The 18,974-nt window shown below is 70.1% G+C and carries 15 protein-coding genes; 6 read left to right on the top strand and 9 right to left on the bottom strand.

Going from position 1 to position 18,974, the window contains the following annotated elements; genetic code table 11:
* Window positions 1-28 precede the first annotated feature (28 nt).
* From ABZ855_RS24825 to ABZ855_RS24810, 4 genes are all read left to right on the top strand, one after another.
* Window positions 29-991, top strand: coding sequence for a LysR substrate-binding domain-containing protein (locus ABZ855_RS24825; protein ID WP_360810254.1), 963 nt, complete (start codon window positions 29-31; stop codon window positions 989-991).
* A gap of 172 nt (window positions 992-1,163) precedes the next feature.
* Window positions 1,164-2,264: a MarR family transcriptional regulator gene (locus tag ABZ855_RS24820; protein ID WP_360810253.1), complete on the top strand. Its 1,101-nt coding sequence runs from the start codon at window positions 1,164-1,166 to the stop codon at window positions 2,262-2,264.
* A gap of 60 nt (window positions 2,265-2,324) precedes the next feature.
* Window positions 2,325-2,723: a roadblock/LC7 domain-containing protein gene (locus ABZ855_RS24815; RefSeq protein WP_360810251.1), complete on the top strand. Its 399-nt coding sequence runs from the start codon at window positions 2,325-2,327 to the stop codon at window positions 2,721-2,723.
* A gap of 23 nt (window positions 2,724-2,746) precedes the next feature.
* On the top strand, window positions 2,747-3,160 hold the full coding sequence (locus ABZ855_RS24810) for a hypothetical protein (RefSeq protein WP_360810249.1): 414 nt from the start codon (window positions 2,747-2,749) through the stop codon (window positions 3,158-3,160).
* Between the two features lie 89 nt (window positions 3,161-3,249).
* Here ABZ855_RS24810 and ABZ855_RS24805 read toward each other — a convergent pair whose 3' ends face one another.
* The 5 genes from ABZ855_RS24805 to ABZ855_RS24785 form a co-directional block, all read right to left on the bottom strand.
* A complete protein-coding gene (locus ABZ855_RS24805) occupies window positions 3,250-5,580 on the bottom strand; it encodes an FtsX-like permease family protein (protein WP_360810247.1) in 2,331 nt (776 codons plus the stop codon).
* Window positions 5,577-6,266: an ABC transporter ATP-binding protein gene (locus ABZ855_RS24800; RefSeq protein ID WP_360810445.1), complete on the bottom strand. Its 690-nt coding sequence runs from the start codon at window positions 6,264-6,266 to the stop codon at window positions 5,577-5,579. The genes ABZ855_RS24805 and ABZ855_RS24800 overlap by 4 nt, the downstream gene beginning before the upstream one ends.
* 11 nt (window positions 6,267-6,277) lie before the next feature.
* Window positions 6,278-6,802, bottom strand: a complete 525-nt coding sequence (locus tag ABZ855_RS24795; RefSeq protein WP_319211361.1) for a PadR family transcriptional regulator — start codon at window positions 6,800-6,802, stop codon at window positions 6,278-6,280.
* Between the two features lie 192 nt (window positions 6,803-6,994).
* Window positions 6,995-7,276, bottom strand: coding sequence for a hypothetical protein (locus ABZ855_RS24790; RefSeq protein ID WP_360810245.1), 282 nt, complete (start codon window positions 7,274-7,276; stop codon window positions 6,995-6,997).
* Entirely contained in the window at window positions 7,273-8,220 is a 948-nt protein-coding gene (locus ABZ855_RS24785; protein WP_360810243.1) for an SPFH domain-containing protein, read from the bottom strand. Before ABZ855_RS24785 ends, ABZ855_RS24790 begins: the two co-directional genes overlap by 4 nt.
* Window positions 8,221-8,495: 275 nt before the next feature.
* Between ABZ855_RS24785 and ABZ855_RS24780 the strand changes: the two genes are divergently transcribed.
* On the top strand, window positions 8,496-10,949 hold the full coding sequence (locus ABZ855_RS24780; RefSeq protein WP_360810241.1) for a transglycosylase domain-containing protein: 2,454 nt from the start codon (window positions 8,496-8,498) through the stop codon (window positions 10,947-10,949).
* Window positions 10,950-11,022: 73 nt separating this feature from the next.
* Here ABZ855_RS24780 and ABZ855_RS24775 read toward each other — a convergent pair whose 3' ends face one another.
* The 4 genes from ABZ855_RS24775 to ABZ855_RS24760 form a co-directional block, all read right to left on the bottom strand.
* Complete coding sequence (locus tag ABZ855_RS24775) at window positions 11,023-13,377, bottom strand: SpoIIE family protein phosphatase (RefSeq protein WP_360810239.1); 2,355 nt, start codon at window positions 13,375-13,377, stop codon at window positions 11,023-11,025.
* A gap of 280 nt (window positions 13,378-13,657) precedes the next feature.
* Entirely contained in the window at window positions 13,658-14,350 is a 693-nt protein-coding gene (locus ABZ855_RS24770) for a DUF402 domain-containing protein (RefSeq protein ID WP_360810237.1), read from the bottom strand.
* Between the two features lie 73 nt (window positions 14,351-14,423).
* Window positions 14,424-15,824, bottom strand: a complete 1,401-nt coding sequence (locus ABZ855_RS24765; protein WP_360810235.1) for a class II fumarate hydratase — start codon at window positions 15,822-15,824, stop codon at window positions 14,424-14,426.
* A 222-nt stretch (window positions 15,825-16,046) separates the two neighbouring features.
* Window positions 16,047-17,720 carry a fumarate hydratase gene (locus tag ABZ855_RS24760; RefSeq protein ID WP_360810233.1) on the bottom strand — a complete coding sequence of 558 codons (1,674 nt, stop codon included), beginning with the start codon at window positions 17,718-17,720 and terminating at the stop codon, window positions 16,047-16,049.
* Window positions 17,721-17,951: 231 nt separating this feature from the next.
* On the opposite strand from ABZ855_RS24760, the gene ABZ855_RS24755 reads away from it, so the two are divergent.
* Window positions 17,952-18,692: a DUF1707 domain-containing protein gene (locus ABZ855_RS24755; RefSeq protein WP_360810231.1), complete on the top strand. Its 741-nt coding sequence runs from the start codon at window positions 17,952-17,954 to the stop codon at window positions 18,690-18,692.
* Window positions 18,693-18,974: the final 282 nt, after the last annotated feature.

Below are 18,974 nucleotides of genomic sequence, written 5' to 3'. Positions count from 1 at the left end.
GAACGAAACTGTGAGTCGGGAGTACGGCATGGCCGCGGCCAGGAACACCGGCGGGCGCCGCCGGCCAAGTCTCGCCCAGCTGCGCGCCTTCGTCGCCGTCGCCGAGCAGCTGCACTTCCGGGACGCCGCCGCCGCGATCGGCATGAGCCAGCCGGCCCTCTCGGGTGCCGTCGCCGCCCTGGAGGAGGCGCTCGGCGTGACCCTGGTCGAGCGCACCACCCGCAAGGTGCTGCTGTCGCCCGCCGGTGAGCGGCTCGCCGTACGCGCCCGGGCCGTACTGGAGTCGGTCGACGCCCTGATGGAGGAGGCCGAGGCCGTGCGCGCGCCCTTCACCGGGGCCCTGCGGCTCGGGGTGATCCCGACCGTCGCGCCCTACCTCCTGCCCACCGTCCTGCGGCTGGTCCACGACCGCTACCCGGACCTCGACCTCCAGGTCCACGAGGAGCAGACCGCCGGCCTCCTGGACGGGCTCACCACGGGCCGGCTCGACCTGCTGCTGATCGCCGTACCGGCCAGGCAGCCCGGCATTGTCGAACTCCCCCTGTTCGACGAGGACTTCGTGCTCGTCACGCCCCTCGGGCATCCTCTCGGCGGGCTCACGGACATCCCGCGCGAGGCGCTGCGCGAGCTCGACCTGCTGCTTCTCGACGAGGGGCACTGTCTGCGCGACCAGGCGCTCGACATCTGCCGCGACGCCGGGCGCGCCGACGCCCCGGTCACCGCGACGGCCGCCGGTCTGTCCACCCTCGTCCAGCTCGTGGCCGGGGGCCTCGGGGTGACGCTGCTGCCGCACATCGCCGTCAAGGTCGAGGCGGGCCGCGACGGCCGGCTCCGCACCGGCCGCTTCGCCGCCCCGGCCCCGACCCGCCGGATCGGCCTCGCGATGCGCGCGGGCGCCGTGCGGGGCGCGGAGTACGAGGAGCTGGCGGTGGCTCTGCGGGAGGCGCTGAGGCCGCTGCCGGTACGGGTGTTGGGCGAACTGAACAGGTGACTGTTCGATCAAATGAGCGTCGAACAACGACTGTTGGGCGGCGATAGAACTCAACTTCCGTCAGGTGACAAGACCCCCGCCTGAATATGCGCCCGGACTGATACACATACCCCCTCAGTGCTACGCGTCAGGCGTATGTGCGAAATGCCGGTGGGCAAGGTCAAGGGGAGTGATGTCGGTCATCCGCGATTCCGTATCCTCCCCGGATTCCCTGACCCCGGATTCCGGGTCCCCGGATTCCCTCGGCCGGATCGGCTACGAGCTGCTGCTGAACTCGCTGGCCGACTGTGGGCGCGAGGAGTTCACCGGGGCGCTGCGCGCATCCGGCAGTCCCGGCGGGACCTTCCATTTCCGGCGCGGTCTCGTCGTCGGCGCCGAGAGCCCGGGCGCCCCCGGCCCGGAGGCCCTGCTGCTGCGCTCGCGCCGGATCAGCGGGGAGGAGTGGGCCGAGCTGGTGCGGGAGGCGGGGGGAGCGCGCTGGCCGGGCGCGGAGCTGATCAGGCACGGGTACGCGGGCGCCGTCCAGTTGCGCGTCGTCTGCATGATGGCGTTACGGGACGCCGTCTTCGCGATTGTGGCGGGCCGGGTGGACGCCTGTGAACGCGACCCCGGGGCCGAGCCGTTGGCCCCCGTCCCGGTGGGCGAGGGGCCGGTTCGTCTCCTCCAGGACGCCAACCGCAAGCTCGCCGCCCTCGCCGCCCTGCCCCACCCGGTACGCCCCAACCGCGAGCGCCCGAGCCCGAGTTCGGCGCCGGTCGCGGTCGGCGAGGGCCGGCTCACCCCCGTACAGCAGGAGTTGCTGGCTCAGGCCGACGGCCGCCGGACCGCTCGTGACCTCGCGTTCCGTACCGGTCGGGGGGTGTACACAGTGACCGTCGAGGTGGCGCGGATGGTCGGGGCCGGGCTTCTGGAGTGCGCCGAGGGAGCCGGGCCCCTGCCGGTCGTACGGGTGCCGGAGGAGGGGTTGCGGCAGCGCAGGCCGCCGCCCCCACAGCCTCCGCCGCCGCCCCCGCAGCCCCTGCCCCCGCCTCCGCCGCCCCCTCCTCCGTCGCCGCGCGTCGATCCGGCCGTCGTCACCGCGCTGGCCGCCGTCCTCGCCTCCGACGCACCGGCCGTGCGGCGTCCCGTGCCCCCGCCGCAGGCTCCCGCTCCCGCACTGCCCCGCCGTGAACCCGGCGCCAGTGGCATCACCGAATCTCTCGCCCCGGAAAAGCGCGGGGCGAGCTGGAAAGGGTTCTTCCGCATGCGGAACGGAACTCATGGCAATTCGTAGCAATTAGTAGCAGTTCATTGAAGTCATTGAAGTTCATGAAGTCATAGGGGAGTTGAGTACATGGACCACAAAGCGCTGGCCATGGAAATGCGCGACCTGCGCGAAAAAGTGGACGGAATCACCGACACGGCGATTGCCGCGACCGACGGACTGCTCATAGCGGCGGACACCGCGGAGTCGATCGACCCCGAGGGCCTCGCCGCCATCGCCGCCGCCGGACTCGGCCTCGCCCGCCGGGCCGCCGAGGCGACCGGCCGGGGCACCCTGCGCCGGACGGTCACCTACGGCAGCCAGGGCTGCGCCGCGTTCTACGCCGTCGGGGACACCGCGCTGATGGTCGTACTCGGCGACGAGGGCGTCGACCTGGAGCGGCTGCACCGGGCGACCCAGCCGGCGCTGCGCCGGATCGGCACGATCCTCACCGCGCCGGACCCGGCCGTGGCGACCGAAGGAGTGTGAAGGAAGGAATGGGGACGAAACGCATGACCGCAGGCTTCTCCGACCAGGTCATGAGCCTGGTCAAGGCACTCCGTACCGATGCCCCCGAGTGTGTCGCGTCCGGGGTGGTCGACATGGCCACCGGGATGCTGCTCTCGTACGAGACGGTCGACAACCATCCGCCGGAGGTGCTGGACCTGCTGGCGGGCGCGACCCTCGACCTGTTCCAGGGCCGCACGGTCGTGATGATCGAGGACGTGTTCAAGGAACGCCGGGGCACCCAGAGCGACCAGCACTTCTTCCAGGAGATTCTCGTCAACAGCGAGAACCTCACTCACCTGTTCGTGCGGCTGAACGAGCAGCAGGACGTCGTCGCCGTGGTCGTCTGCCGCAAGGCGGTCAACGTCGGCATGCTCTTCGCCCAGGTGCGGCGGGTGGTCAAGGAGTACAGCCTCTGAGCGACTGAGCCCCTCCCCGGGAAACCGAGGTCCTGGAGAGGGGCCCGCGCGCCGGCCGCACCGGGGAAGCCGGATGCGGGGGAGGAGGGCTACTCGGTCCGCAGGCCGTCCGGTCGCATCAGCCGCAGCAGCGGCGGCAGGCTCAGCGCCGTCACCAGCAGGACGACACCCGCGCCGATGCCGGCCATCGTGACTACGGCGGCCCAGTCGACGCCGACCGACCTGCTCGTCATCTTCAGCAGCACGACACCCAGGGTCAGCCCCACCGCCGTCGACAGCAGCAGCCCCAGCCCGATCGGGATCGCCGTCTGCCACAGCACCGACAGGCTCAGGGTGCGCCGCCGGGTGCCGAAGGCGACCAGGGACGACAGCAGCTTCCGGCGCTCGCGCAACTGCTCCAGCTGGGAGACCAGCAGGCTCACCCCGATCAGCAGCAGGACGCAGGCGGAGCCGACGAACAGGCCGGTTCGGATCGAGTTGAACTGCTTCGTGCGGTTGGTGGCCGTCCAGGTCTGGGGATCCGCCAGGGGGTCGATCCGCGCCGCTGTGTTGCGGACCAGGTCGGGGGCGTCCGCCACCCGGGGATCGAGGCTGACGAAGACGCGTCCGGCGGCCTGCGCCACGATCTCCTTGGGCAGGGCGCCCGGCGTGGCGAGGAGGCCACCGTTCTCGCCCCCGGCCGGGTCCTCGCGCGAGTCGGCCCGCCTGAGGCCCGCCGGCACCGTCCAGGCGACCGCCGGTTTCTCGGACTCCAGACTGCGCGGGCTGATCCACACCTTCAGGCCCGGTTCGACCGGCAGGGCCGTGTCCGTCCCGTAGTCGGCACCCTGAACGGCGAAGACGTCGCCGTCCCGGCAGGAGGGGAGCCTGCCCACCTCACGCAGCGCCGTGCAGTCGCCGATGGTCACCTCGGTGTACTTCTGCGGGGACTTGGCCTTCTCGCCCAGCGAACCGTAGAAGAGAACGGTGACCTTCGAAACGCCCTCGGTTTCAGCGATCTGTCGGCCCGCCGGGAGGAGCGGGACGTTCTCGGGTACGCCGACCTCCATCTGGGCCCGCTCGACATTCCGCTTCGACGGGGTCTCGTAGGCGCCGGAGACCCCGGAGAAGAACATCTGCAGCGCGATCGCGCCGGCCACCGCCACCGCGATGCCGTTCACCATGCGGGCCGCCGTGCCGCTGCTCAACTGAAGCCGTCGGACGGCCAGTTGCCAGGAAAGTCCGCCGGAGCCGAGCCGGGCGACCGACGCCTCGACGACCCAGGGCAGCAGCGCGGTCACCCCGATGAGCAGCAGCGAGACACCGACGATGACGAGGAGGTCGTTGAAGTTCCCGGAGTCGTTGCCCTGCCCGATCATGGGGTACAGCGCCGCGACCCCGCCCAGCGGCAGCAGCAGCCGCCACCACAGGCGACGGCGCGGGGGCCGGGCCGTACGCACCACGCCGAGAGGTTCGATCACCACACCGCGCAGCGCGAACAGGGTGACCAGCACGGCGGCCACCGGCACGACGACCCCGACGAGGACGGCCAGCGCCGGCGCCGGATTCAGGTCGCTGGGGAACACACTCAGGTTGAGAATGGAGATGTATGCCGCTGCCTGACGGCCGATCAGGAAGAAGACGGTGCCGAGGACCAGCCCGACCGCGGCACCGGCGAAGGCCTCGCCCGCGGCGACCCGCCGGGTCATCATGCTGTCGGCCCCGACCAGCCGCAGCGCGGCCAGCCGCCGGTCGCGCCGCTCACCGCCGAACCGTACGGCCGTGGCGATGAAGACGCCGACCGGCATCAGCAGCACCACGAAGGCGACGAGGGTGAGCAGGATCAGTACAGGATCCATACCCTCGATCGCCGGATTCAGATCCCCGAACCGGTTGAGCCGCGCCACCACACCGCCGGAGAAATGGTCCGACAGCCCCTCGCCACCCCGGTAGAAGGTGAGTTCGGCCGGTCCGACGAGCCCGCTGTCCTTGATGGTGCCGACGATCCGGTCCGGCAGCCGCTCCCGCAGCAGCTTGCCGTCGTCGGACTTCAGCAGCCGTTCTAGAGCGGGGGAGACGAACATCTCCCCGACCGCGGGGAACCTGTCGACCCCTGGCGGCAGGGGTGCCCGTGCCCCTTCGGGTTCCAGTTCCCGCCCGCGTATGTCGTCCGTGCGGAAGGTCGTGTCGACTCTGGCGACGACCAGGGTGTTGTCTGCCTTCGGTGGCTGCTTGTCGACGAACACGACGTCCGTACGGGCGCTCTCGCGCTCGTGCCGGGCCGCCAGCGCGCTCGGAATGGCGGTCGTCAGCAGCAGCAGCGCCACCCCGAGCCCCACGCCGACAGCCGTCAGCATGACCCGCCCCCAGCCCTCGCGTCCGCCCGTGAAGGCGAACCGGATCCCCAGGCCCAGGTCCCGTGCCGACTGTCGCACGCTCATACGACGCGCTCCATGTCCCGGGACTTCCCGTCCCGTACGACGACCTCGCGGTCCGAGTAGGCGGCCACCCGTGCCTCGTGCGTGACGAGCACGACGGCCGCGTTGGTCGAGCGGGCGGCCTCGGTGAGCAGCTCCATCACGCGCTCGCCGTTGAGCGAGTCGAGGGCGCCGGTGGGCTCGTCGGCGAACAGCACCCGGGGGCCGGTGACCAACGCCCGCGCGACGGCGACGCGTTGGCTCTGGCCGCCGGAGACCTCGCCGGGCCGCTTGCCCTTGAGGTCGTCGACCTCGAGCCGTTCCATCCAGGACAGCGCGGTCCGCGCGGCCTCCTTGCGGGAGACCCCGTTGAGACGCAGGGGCAGCGCCACGTTCTCGACGCAGGTGAGTTCCGGGACGAGCTGCCCGAACTGGAACACGAACCCGAACTCGGAGCGCCGCAGCTGACTGCGCCGCGTGTCGCTCATCCCGGCCAGCTCGAGCCCGTCGTACGCGATGGACCCGGAGTCGGGCAGCACGATCCCGGCGAGACAGTGCAGCAGGGTCGACTTGCCGGACCCGGACGGGCCAAGCACGGCGACGACCTCGCCCGGGTGTATCGAGAAGTCGGCGCCGTCGAGTGCGTTCGTCGAACCGTAGGTCTTGCGCAGCTCGGTCGCGACGAGCAGGGAACCGGGAGGCGCGGCCATGGGAGCGGTCATCAGGCCGTCACCGCCTGGGCGAGTTTGTCGAGCCGCGCGGCGGTCAGTTCCAGCCAGCGCAGATCGGCTTCGAGATGGAACAGGGCATGGTCGCAGATGAGCTGGTCGGCGAGGCCGCCCTTGCGCTTGCGCTCGGTCAGCATGCGCATCATCCGCAGATGCTCGGAGCGCTGCGTGTCGAGGATCTCGCCGGCGTTCCGGTGCGTGAGGAGCGCGAGGACGACCTTCGTGTAGAGGACCGACTGCAGATACGGCTCGGGCTTCTCGGGTGTGGCGAGCCACCGCTGTACGTCGGTGACTCCGGCGTCGGTGATCGCGTAACGCTTCCGCTCGGGCCCGTCGCCGGCCTCGATCCCGTCGACCTCGACGAGCCCGTTCTTCAGCAGCCGGGACATCGTCGAGTAGACCTGCCCGTAGTGCAGCGGGCGATCGTGCCCGAACTTCTCGTCGAAGGCCCGCTTCAGGTCGTAACCGTGTCGGGGGCCGGACTCCAGGAGTCCCAGAAGGGTGTGACCGATGGACATGGGAAGGACTATACGCACGGGGTATACGTGGTGTTTATACGTGCCGTGTATAGGTCGTGGAGGAGGGTGGGACGAAGGGGGCGGCGGGCGGGTGAGTGCGCAGGTGGGGGCCGATTGTCACGGTTCTGTCACGGCCGCCTTGTCGGGGCCGGACGGGTGTCTCCAACCGTCCGGCACTCGCGCGCGTGCCCTTCAGGCCGACGGGGGTGGTCCGGGGGCGGAACTCCCCGGAGGACGCCCGCGCCGAGGGATCGGCCCGGCGTCCCCCGGCAGCCGCCCCGCGTCCGCCAGCGCCCGCCGCAGTACGAACTCGATCTGCGCGTTGGCCGAGCGCAGCTCGTCCCCCGCCCACCGGGCCAGCGCCTCGTACACGGCGGGGTCCAGCCGCAGCAGCACCTGTTTGCGCTGCTGCTGCGGCCGGCGCGGGGCGCGCTCGGGCTCTTCGGGCGCCGGGCCCCCGGGGGAATCGCTCACTGGTACAGGGACCCCGTGTTCAGGACCGGCTGGGCCGCGCGGTCACCGCACAGCACCACCAGCAGGTTCGACACCATCGCCGCCTTCCGTTCGGAGTCCAGCTCCACGATGTCCTGCTCGGTGATCCGGGCGAGCGCGGCCTCGACCATCCCCACCGCGCCGTCGACGATCAGCCGCCGCGCGGCCACGACCGCCCCCGCCTGCTGCCGCTGGAGCATCGCGGAGGCGATCTCGGGAGCGTACGCGAGGTGCGTGAAGCGCGACTCGATGATCTGCACCCCGGCCGCCGCCACGCGCGCGTGCAGCTCGACGGCGAGCTTCTCGGTGATTTCCTCGGCGTTGCCGCGCAGCGAGAGCCCGTCCTCCTCATGGGCGTCGTACGGGTACTCGATGGCGATGTGCCGGACGGCGGCCTCGGTCTGGGTGGCGACGAACTCGACGTAGTTGTCCACCTCGAACGTCGCCTGCGCGGTGTCCTTGACCTTCCACACCACGACCGAGGCGAGCTCGATCGGGTTGCCGTAGGCGTCGTTGACCTTGAGGACGGCCGTCTCGTGGTTGCGGACCCGGGTGGAGATCTTGGTGCGGGAAGTGAGCGGATTCACCCAGCGCAGCCCGTCCTGCCGGATCGTCCCCCGGTACCGCCCGAAGAGCTGGACGACCCTGGCCTCGCCCGGCGCGACCATGTTCAGCCCGCACATGGCGATGAAGGCGGCCAGGCCGATCAGGATGCCGGGGACGATCAGCGCGGCCTTGGCGGCGCCGTCGGACACGGCTGTCGCGCTGATGGCCATGCCGACGCCGAGCGCGAGTCCGAGCAGCCCCAGCAGGAGGGCGAGTCCGCCGCCGATGCTGTGCGCCGGGGTCTCCCGGATCTGGGGTTCGGGCATGTCGGGCAGATCGATGCCGGGGTCGGTGGCCGGAGTGGAGTCGTTCGTGGTCATGGATGGTTCCCCCGTTTCGTGGCTGGTGCCGCCGGGCACCGCTGCGGCGCTAGCGGCGGCCTATCTAAGTGATATCACTTTAGCGCGCCCGGCAACCTTCCGCACCCTCCAGTGGTCGGTTGCATTGGGACGGGTGCTGATTGTCACGTCCCGGAAAGACGGGATCGGAATCTCGTCGTCATATCTGTCGGTGTTATTTTTCTGAGCTGACCTGACCCACGAACTTGTGTGCCGTACGAGACGGAACGCAAGAAGGAACCGGAGCGAAGCGACCCATGGGACGAGCGGACGAGAGACGAGCGCGGCAGCAACGCGGTGGCCGCCGCGCGGCGCCCAAGCGTTCGACCCAGCCGGTGTCGACCGGTACCGACGACACGACCGGAGCCGAGAGCGGGACCGCGGCCGGCACCGCGACCGCGACCCTGCCCCAGGGCAGGGCGGCGGCCAGAGCGGCGGCGCGCGGCAAGGGCGCCAAAGGCGCAAAGGGCGGAAAAGAAGGTAAGAGTTTCATCCGCCGGCTGTTCACCTGGAAGAAGATCCTCGGCGCGTTCTTCGGCTTCGTCCTGCTCGGCATGGGCGGCTTCATCGTGCTGTACCTGATGATCGACGTGCCCGCCGCGGGCAACGAGGCCGCGAAACTCCAGAGCAACATCTACAAGTACAGCGACGGCACGGTCCTCGCCCGCACCGGCACGGTGAACCGCGAGATCGTCGACCTGTCCGACGTACCCAAGAAGGTCCAGCTCACCTTTGTCGCGGCCGAGAACAAGTCCTTCTACAAGGACGCCGGCGTCGACCTCAAGGGCACCGCCCGAGGTCTGATCAACACACTGTCCGGCAAGGGCAAGCAGGGTGGTTCGACGATCACCCAGCAGTACGTCAAGAACTACTACCTGGACCAGAACCAGACCGTCACGCGCAAGCTGAAGGAACTGGTCATCTCGCTGAAGGTGGACCGCGAGAAGACCAAGGACTTCATCCTCGCCGGCTACATCAACACCAACTACTACGGCCGCGACTCCTACGGCATCCAGGCCGCAGCGCAGGCCTACTTCCGCGTCGACGCGAAGAAGCTCACCGTCGAGCAGGGCGCGTACCTCGCCGCGCTGCTCCAGGCGCCGAGCCAGTACGACTGGGCGGTGGCCTCCGAGACCGGCAAGAAGCTGGTGACCGCCCGCTGGAACTACGTGCTGGACAACATGGTCGAGGAGGGCTGGCTCGACCAGGCCACGCGTTCCGCCATGAAGTTCCCGTACCCGAAGGACCCCAAGGGCGCCCCCGGCCTCGAGGGCCAGACCGGCTACCTCGTCGACGCCGCCAAGAGCGAGCTGGCCAAGCAGCTCGTCGCGGAGGGCACGGCCGACGACGCCGAGGACGCCAAGGCGCAGGTCGACGCGGGCGGCTGGACGATCACGCTCAACATCGACCGCAAGAAGCAGGTCGCGCTGGAGCAGGCCGTCAAGAGCCAGCTCACCAGCAAGCTCGACGCGAAGAAGCGCAAGGTCGACGGCAACGTCCAGGCCGGTGCCGTGTCCGTCGACCCGAAGACCGGGCGAGTGCTCGCGCTGTACGGCGGGGTCGACTACTTTGACCACTACCTGAGTAACGCGACCCGGCGGGACTACCAGCCCGCGTCCACCTTCAAGCCGATCATCCTCGCGGCGGCCATGGAGAAGCAGGCACGCACACAGGACGGCGACCTGATCAACCCGGACACGATCTACGACGGCACGAGCGGCCGGCAGGTGGTGTCCGACGGCAAGAAGGTCGGCTTCGGCCCGCCCAACGAGGACGACGCCGACTACGGCGACGTCACCGTCCAGATCGCGATGAACAAGTCGATCAACTCGGTGTTCGCGCAGATGGGCGTCGACGTCGGGATGTCCCAGGTCATGGAGGTCGCGGACGAACTCGGCCTGGACACCAAGGGGTTGCAGGCGGTGCCCGCGCAGACCCTCGGCACGATGGGCGCGAGCCCGATGGAGATGGCCGGCGTCTACGCCACCATCGACAACCACGGCCGCAAGGTCACCCCGGCCATCGTGGGGTCGGCCGAGCACAAGGACCGTACGGTCGAGATGCCCTCGCCGCTCGGCGAGCAGATCATCACCCGCGAGGCCGCCGACGCGGTCACGTCGGTGCTGACGGGCGTGGTCAACGACGGTACGGCCCGCGTCTCGGTGGCCCAGGCGAAGAACCGCAAGGGCCAGCAGGTGGCCGGCAAGACGGGTACGTCCGACGAGAACAAGTCGGCCTGGTTCACCGGATACACGCCCAATATGGTCACCTCGGTCGGCCTGTTCGGCGAGGACGCCAAGACCCACAACCAGGTCACCCTGACGGGCGCGACGGGCCTCATCAAGGTGGGCGGCGGCCGTATCAACGGCGGTGGCTACCCGGCGCAGATCTGGGCGACGTACACGTTCGGCACGATGGGCAAGGTGGCCAAGTTCGACCTGGACACCAAGCTGGGCGCGGGCGTGAAGCCGACGGCGTCACCGACGCCGACGCCCACGCCGACCCCGACTCCCACGTCGACGCCCACGCCGACCCCGACTCCGACGCCGACGCCCACGCCGACCCCGACTCCGACCCCGACTCCCACGCCGACCCCGACGCCCACGCCGACCCCGACTCCGACGCCGACTCCCACGCCGACCCCGACGGGCGGGCCGGGCGGGGCGGGGGGCATCACCTTCAGTCCGCCCGCCCCGGAAGACGGGCAGTAGCCGGCAGGCGGCGCATAAGAGGAGGGGCTCCCGGTGATCACCGGGAGCCCCTCCTCGTACGCGTCCCGCGCCCTCATGTCCGGTTCAGTTCGAACCAGACCACCTTCCCCGTGCTCAGCCGGGTCGCGCCCCAGCGCCGGGCCAGCCGGTTGACGAGATACAGCCCGCGCCCGCCCTCGTCCGTGGCCCGCGCCTGCCGCAGCCTCGGCAGCTGCGGCACGTCGTCGCCGACCTCGCAGCGCAGTACGTCGGTCCGCAGCAGCCGCAGTGTGATCGGCTTCGACGCGTAGCGCACCGCGTTGGTCACGACCTCGCTGACCAGCAGTTCCACCGAGTCCGTCAGGTCCTCGAGACCCCAGCGGGACAGGGCGCGCCGGGCGAGCCTGCGGGCCCGGCCGGGCGCCGCGTCCTCCGGGTCCAGGTACCAGTACGCGACGTCGCTCGGCGCGATGCCGTCGAAGCGGGCCGCGAGCAGCGCGATGTCGTCGTCCCGGTCGCCCGGGCCGAGCATGTCGAGGACCTCGTCGCAGAGCGCTTCGAGGGGCGGCGGATGGTCCGGCCCGGTCAGCTGGGCGGTCGCGGCGAGCTTCTCGCGCAGCTGCTCTATGCCGGTCCAGACGTCCCGCAGCCGGGACTCCACGAGCCCGTCCGTGTAGAGGAAGAGGGTGGCGCCGGCGGGCGCGTCCAGCTCCACGGCCTCGAAGTCGACACCGCCGACGCCGATGGGCGCGCCGGAAGGCACCTTGAGGACCTCGGCCCGGCCGCCCAGGTGCAGCAGGACGGGCGGCGGATGGCCGGCGTTGGCGATGGTGATCCGGTGCGACACCGGGTCGTACACCGCGTACAGGCAGGTCGCCATGCGGTCCGTGCCGAGGCGCTGGGCCTGTTCGTCGAGGTGGTGCAGGACCTCCTGCGGGGGCAGGTCGAGCCCGGCGAGGGTCTGCGCGGTCGTCCGCAGCTGGCCCATGATGGCCGCGCTGGTCATGGAGTGCCCCATGACGTCGCCGACGACGAGCGCGACCCGGCTGCCGGGCAGCGGGATGGCGTCGTACCAGTCACCGCCGACGCGGGCGGTCTCGGCGGCCGGGAGATAGCGCGAGGCGAGCCGCACACCCGTCGGGCGCGGCAGGGTCTCCGGCAGCATCGTGCGCTGCAACTCGTCGGCGATGTAGGCCTCGCGGCCGTACAGCATCGCCTTGTCGATGCCGAGGGCGCTGTGGGTGGCGAGCTGGGCGGCGACCAGCAGATCGTCCGTCTCGAACGGCATGCGCTCCGGTCGGCGCAGGAACAGCGCCGCCCCGATGACCCGCCGCCGGCCGCGCAGCGGGGCGAGGATCGCGCGCTGTCCGTCCGGTACTTCCAAGTCGTAGGTCTCGCCGAGCAGTTCCGGCAGGGCGGCGCGGGCGGCGGGCGCGTCCGCGAAGACCGGGCGGACGCCGCGCAGCACCTCGGCGAGCGCGCCGCCGGGACGCACCTCGCACAGTTCCGCGCTCACCGGGGACGGTTCGGGCGGCGGCTGCGGCACGGCGGACGTGGCCAGGAAACTGTTCTCGGTGTCCCGTTCCTGCGGCAGCCGGTCGGTGCGGCGCAGTCGCAGCACCAGGGGGCCGGTGGGCCGCTCGTCGCCCACGGGCAGGGGGTCGCGCAGATAGACGAGGATCGTGTCGGAAAACGTTGGCACGGTGGCCCGGCACAGCCCCATCACGATCTCGTCGAGGTCGATGCCCCGGGCGATCCGCCGGGTCGCGGCCCCGACGAACCGCAGCCGGTCGCCGTCGCGCCGCATCGGCAGGGGAGCACCGGACGGGCTGCCCTGCCCGGAACGCCGCTCCTTGCCCGTGAGAGCGTCCGCGGCCGGTTCGGCGCCGTCCAGGGGCACATGCGCGTCGGCGGAGCCGCTCACGCCCGCGTGGAGGTCCGCGGCGTGGTTCTCGGCCGCGTGGTTCTCCGCGCCCGGGCGGGCCGTCTCACCGTCCGGCTGGACCGGGATGCCGTCCGGCGCCGGACGCGGTCGGTGCGCGTCGGGCTCGGTCGAGGACGGCTGGTCGGGCTGCGAGTGCTCGGGGCCCGGGGTGGCCGGCGGACCGGCGGAGTCGGGGCCGGTGGAGCCGGACGTACCGGTACCGGTTCCAGTACCCGAGCTGGATGCCATCGCGCCTGTTCCCGCCTCTGTTCCCGCGTCGTGCGCGGCCCTGGTGGCGCCGCCGACGGTCTCGGGGCTGTCCGAGCCTGTCACAGGGCAGGCGGCGGCCTCCAGTCCACCGGCCGTCCCTGCCTGCCCTGTTGTCTGCTTCGGCAGAGGCAGGGCCGCCGCCTCCGGGGAACGCAGAAGCGCCCCGCGGGTGTCCGCGGGGATGTCCGGCCGGCCGTTGTCCGGCCGACGGTGCTCGTGCGAGGTGGGTTGCTCCGTCACGCGTGTCGAATCCATCCGTCCGGGGCTGCGCGTTGTGCACGCAGTTGGTCCCGCCGACTTCCCGATACCCGGAATACGTGCCCCAGGAACGGAAAACCGGCGTGGTCAGAGGTTGTTCCTGACGCACCGGCGAGCCCTGGTCGGCCCGGACCGGTGTTGCCCTCGTACCCCTCGCTCACGTCCTGCCGCCCCTCGGTGACGTATGGTCAGGCTCAGCGCATGTTCCGGGAGTTACGGTTGTGCGCCCTTGCGGAGGACGATCCTACGGTTGCGCACCGGGGGCGCATCAAGGGTCTCATGACGACATGTGCGCGGGCGTACGGTCCCAGTCCTCCGGCAGTGACGGTACAGCCCAGGACGGATCCGGGCGCCAGTGCTGCCAGCCATCCGCGAACGGAGCCCCCCAGGCCTCGATGACCGCGACCGCGGAACGCCCCGCTTTCCTTACCCGCTCGGCGAGTTGCGCGTCCATCAGCCCGGCCTGCTGGGCCTGCGCGAACTCGTCCTCGTCGCGCCACTCCCAAGTCCGGTCGGGATTCACGGTGATGTCGAGGAAGTGGTCCTCGGAGTCGACACCGCCGGCCCAACGGACCAGCGGTTCCTCCAGGTTCACGTACCAGTTCTTGAACTGCCAGCCCGGCTCCCAGAAAAGCCACACCGACCAGGGCTCACCCGGGCGCGCCAGCTTGAGCACCCCGGTACCGAACCAGCGGTCGCGCTGCACGGTCCGGGGCTTGGTGTACCGCGACTCCAGCGGCTCGACGTGCACGGGTGTGCCGTCCGCCAGTACGGGCTTGACGCACTCGGTGCCGGGAGCCATCCACACCGCGAGCAGTTCGGCGTCGTCCCGTACGACGGTGACGGGACGCACGATGTGGAAGCGGTCCCCGGAGTTCTCCCGGTACCGCCACAGGATCTGACTCCCGGGGGACCAGTACGCCGCTGATCCGCCCGCTTCCACTCGTCTCACCGCTCCGTCGTCTGTCATGGAGAGATATTAGGTGCCCCGGGCATACGACGGTGCGGTGCGTGTCACGGTTCACGCCGGTGGCCGGATGACGTTACGGGCGCGTCATCCGCAGGACATCAAGCGCGCTGTCCAGCTGCTCGACGGTGAGATCACCGCGCTCCACGTACCCGCTTTCCAGGACGACTTGGCGGATCGTCTTCTGCTCGGCGAGCGACTTCTTGGCGACCTTGGCGGCCTCCTCGTACCCGATGTACTTGTTGAGCGGAGTGACGACGGAGGGCGAGGACTCGGCGTACTCACGCGCGCGTTCGCGATGGGCGACGATCCCGTCCACGGTCCGATCGGCGAGCAGCCGCGAGACGTTGGCGAGCAACCGCACGGACTCCAGGACATTTTTGGCGATAACGGGCAACATGACATTGAGCTCGAAGTTCCCGGCGGCACCGGCGGTGGTGACGGTGAGGTCGTTGCCGATGACCTGTGCGGAGACCATCAACACGGCCTCCGGGATCACGGGGTTGACCTTGCCGGGCATGATGGACGACCCCGGCTGGAGATCGGGCAGGCTGATCTCGGCGAGCCCGGTGCGCGGTCCGGAGGCCATCCAGCGCAGATCGTTGGCGATCTTCGTGAGCGAGACGGCGACAGTCCGCAACTGCCCACTGACCTCGACGATCCCGTCCCGCGCCCCCTGGGCCTCGAAGTGATCACGGGCCTCGGTGAGAGGCAGCCCGGTAGCCCGGGCGACCTCCTCGATCACGGCGGCGGAGAACCCGGGAGGCGTGTTGATCCCGGTCCCGACGGCGGTACCCCCGAGCGGCAGTTCGGCAAGCCGCGGCAACGAGGCCCGCAGCCGCTCCACGCCGTACCGCACCTGCGCGGCGTACCCCCCGAACTCCTGCCCGAGCGTCACGGGCGTGGCGTCCATGAGATGCGTACGCCCCGACTTCACGACGTCGGCGAACTCCTCCGACTTACGGGTGAGCGCGTCGGCCAGGTGATCGAGGGCGGGGATCAGATCCCGGGTGACGGCGGCGGTGGCGGCGATGTGAATGGACGACGGAAACACGTCGTTGGACGACTGCGAGGCGTTCACATGATCATTCGGGTGTACGTCCCTGCCGAGCCGCTCGCTCGCCAGCGTCGCGATGACCTCGTTGGCGTTCATGTTGGACGAGGTGCCGGACCCGGTCTGGAACACGTCAACCGGAAAGTGCTCGTCCCACTGCCCGCCGGCCACCTCGTCGGCGGCCTCCTGAATAGCACCGGCGATGTCCTTGTCGACCACCCCGAGCTCGGCGTTGACCTTGGCGGCGGCCCCCTTGATCCGGGCGAGCGCCTCGATATGGGCCCGCTCGATCCCCTGCCCCGACACCGGAAAATTCCCGACGGCCCGCTGAGTCTGGGCCCGCCATTTGGCGTGAACGGGGACGCGGATCTCGCCCATGGAGTCGTGTTCGATGCGGTACTGCTGCTGCTCGGGCGTAGTCATGGTCGTACCTCCGGGGGTGACAGCGTGGGTCCGGAGAAACGTATTCCCGTTTTCAGCCCGTCCGGCCTTCCAGCCCGTCCGGCGTTTGAGGACGAGGCCGTTAGGCCGAAGGGGGGTCCAGGGGGCACAGCCCCCTGGCGGGGTCGAAGGGGCGGAGCCCCTGGGGATGGGACGGGTAGGGGCGGCGGGGGCGAAACCAATCCGCCCGCCGCCCGCAGGGGGCTACGCCAGCCCAGGCCCCCGCACCGGAATCGACGTGAACGTAAGCGCCGGCGCCGGATCCTTGAAGAAGTCGTTGCCCTTGTCGTCAACGACGATGAACGCCGGGAAGTCCTCGACCTCGATCTTCCACACCGCCTCCATCCCCAGCTCCTCGTACTCGACGACCTCGACCTTCTTGATGCAGTCCTGCGCCAGCCGCGCCGCGGGTCCCCCGATCGACCCGAGGTAGAACCCCCCGTGCGTGTCACACGCGTTGGTGACCTGAGCCGACCGGTTCCCCTTCGCCAGCATCACCTTGGACCCGCCGGCCGCCTGGAACTGCTCGACGTAGGAGTCCATGCGCCCGGCCGTGGTCGGGCCGAACGAACCGGACGCGTACCCCTCGGGCGTCTTCGCCGGCCCCGCGTAGTACACCGGGTGGTCCTTCAGGTACTGCGGCATCTCCTCGCCCGCGTCAAGACGTTCCTTGATCTTGGCGTGCGCGATGTCACGCGCCACGACCAGCGGCCCGGACAGCGAAAGCCGCGTCTTCACGGGGTACTTGGTCAGCTCGGCGAGGATGTCGTCCATCGGCTGGTTGAGGTCGATCCGGACCACGTCACTCTCACCGGACTCGTCCAGGTGCTCGTCCGTCGTCTCCGGCAGGAACCGCGCCGGGTCCGTCTCCAACTGCTCCAGGAAGACTCCCTCCGCCGTGATCTTCGCGACGGCCTGACGGTCGGCGGAGCAGGACACGGCGATGGCGACGGGGCACGAGGCGCCGTGCCGGGGCAGCCGTACCACCCGTACGTCGTGGCAGAAGTACTTGCCGCCGAACTGGGCGCCGATCCCGATCTTCTGCGTCAGCTCGAAGACCTTCTCCTCGAGCTCCTTGTCCCGGAAGCCGTGCCCGAGTTCGGAGCCCTCCGCCGGGATCTCGTCGAGGTAGTGCGCGGAGGCGTACTTCGCGGTCTTCAGCGCGTACTCCGCGGACGTGCCGCCGACGACGATCGCCAGGTGGTACGGCGGACAGGCGGCCGTACCCAGCGAACGGATCTTCTCCTCCAGGAACTTCATCATGGAGGCCTCGTTGAGGACGGCCTTCGTCTCCTGGTAGAGGAACGACTTGTTGGCCGAGCCGCCGCCCTTGGCCATGAAGAGGAACTTGTAGGCGCCGCCGTCGGTGGCGTACAGCTCGATCTGGGCCGGCAGGTTGGACCCGGTGTTCTTCTCCTCCCACATGGTGAGCGGAGCCATCTGCGAGTAACGCAGGTTCAGGTTCAGGTAGGCGTCGTAGATGCCCTGGGAGAGGGCCGCCTCGTCCGCGCCCGACGTCAGGACGTTCTGCCCGCGCTTGCCCATGACGATCGCCGTGCCGGTGTCCTGGCACATCGGAAGCACGCCCGCCGCCGCGATGTTGGCGTTCTTCAGCAGGTCGAGCGCCACGAACTTGTCGTTGCCTGACGCCTCGGGGTCGTCGATGATCCGGCGCAGCTGTGCCAGGTGGGCCGGGCGCAGATAGTGCTGGATGTCGTGGATGGCCTCGGTGGCGAGCTTGCGCAGCGCCTCCGGCTCGACCTTGAGGAACGTGCGCCCGTCGGCCTCGAAGGTGGAGACACCCTCGGAGGTCACCAGCCGGTACGGGGTGGTGTCCTCTCCCATGGGGAGCAGATCGGTGTACGCGAACTCAGGCATCTCGCCCATTCCTCACTCGACGAAGACAGCGGCCTGCCGTCATGGCGGGCGCCCACCAGCGTATGACCTGGCGGGAGGGAACAGCTTGTTAGGTATGACTCAGTTGAGAGGAGGGCGGCTCGAACGAGGCCGCCTGCCCCTCTTCCCCTCCGTCCCTCTTCCCTTCCGGTCCCTTCACTCGTCCGTCCACACCCCTAGTCGCGATCTATCGCGTTTGGGTACGCTGTTTCCGTGGACCTTCAGAAGCACACCGAACCGCGCGTCGACGAACCCCGTCCCTCGGAACTGCGCGCCTCGGACGCCGACCGCGACCGTGTCGCCGACGTCCTGCGCGAGGCGCTGGCCGAGGGACGCCTCACGCCCGACGAGCACGCCGAGCGCGTCGAGGGGGTGCTGAGCGCCAAGACGGTCGGTGAACTGGAGGTCTTCGTACGCGACTTGCCCGCCGGCCGGCAGTCCTATCCGCCCTATTCGCCCTACCGGCCGCACGCGTCCGGGGCCGCGGGATGGGGGCACGCGTCCGCGCCCAACCGCCCCACCCCGGGCGCGATCCCGCTCGACCCCGACGAGAACGTGGTGGCGGTCTTCAGCTCCGCCGTCCGCAGGGGCCGCTGGCGCGCGGGTCGCCGGGTGCACGCGTACGCGATCTTCGGCAGTGTGGAGATCGACCTCAGCGAGGCGGTGTTCGAGTACCAGCAGGTCGTGATCAAGGCGATCTCGGTGTTCGGCAGCGTCGACATCCGCGTCCCGGAGAACGTGTCGCTGCGCGGCACCGGCGGCGGTGTGCTCGGCACCTTCGAGGTACGCACCTTGGACTCGGGCGAACCCGACGCGCCCGTGGTCTATGTGGACGGACTGGCGATACTCGGAACCGTCGACGCGAAACCCAAGCGGGGCAAGCTGGTCGAGGACATCCTCGACCGGGTCTCCCGCAAGGTCGACCGGAGTTTGCGCAAGCACCTGGATCGTTGACGGTTGTGAATTCGGTCGCACCCGAAGGGATTCGGTCAGGTCGCGACGGTTCGGTCATGCCTGGAGCCCCAGCGGTCGGGGACTCAGTGCATAGGCGCGCGCACAGCGGGTAGGGCTTGCTGCATCGTCTCTTGGAGGGTGCCGTGGGCTTCACGCGGAACCCGGTACGCCCGGCACGCGCGCACCTTGCGATCGCACGTCCCGGACGCCCCGGACCCGTCGCCCCGGTCCACGTGGGCCCCACGACTCCCTCCAGCTCGCGAAGAAGCCGTCGTCAGGAGT

Origin of the sequence: Streptomyces sp. NPDC047042 (genome assembly GCF_040644035.1) — a bacterium.
In the GTDB taxonomy this organism is placed as follows: Bacteria; Actinomycetota; Actinomycetes; order Streptomycetales; family Streptomycetaceae; genus Streptomyces.
Note: the sequence above shows the minus strand (reverse complement) of the source record. Positions and strands in the feature narration are given on the sequence as shown.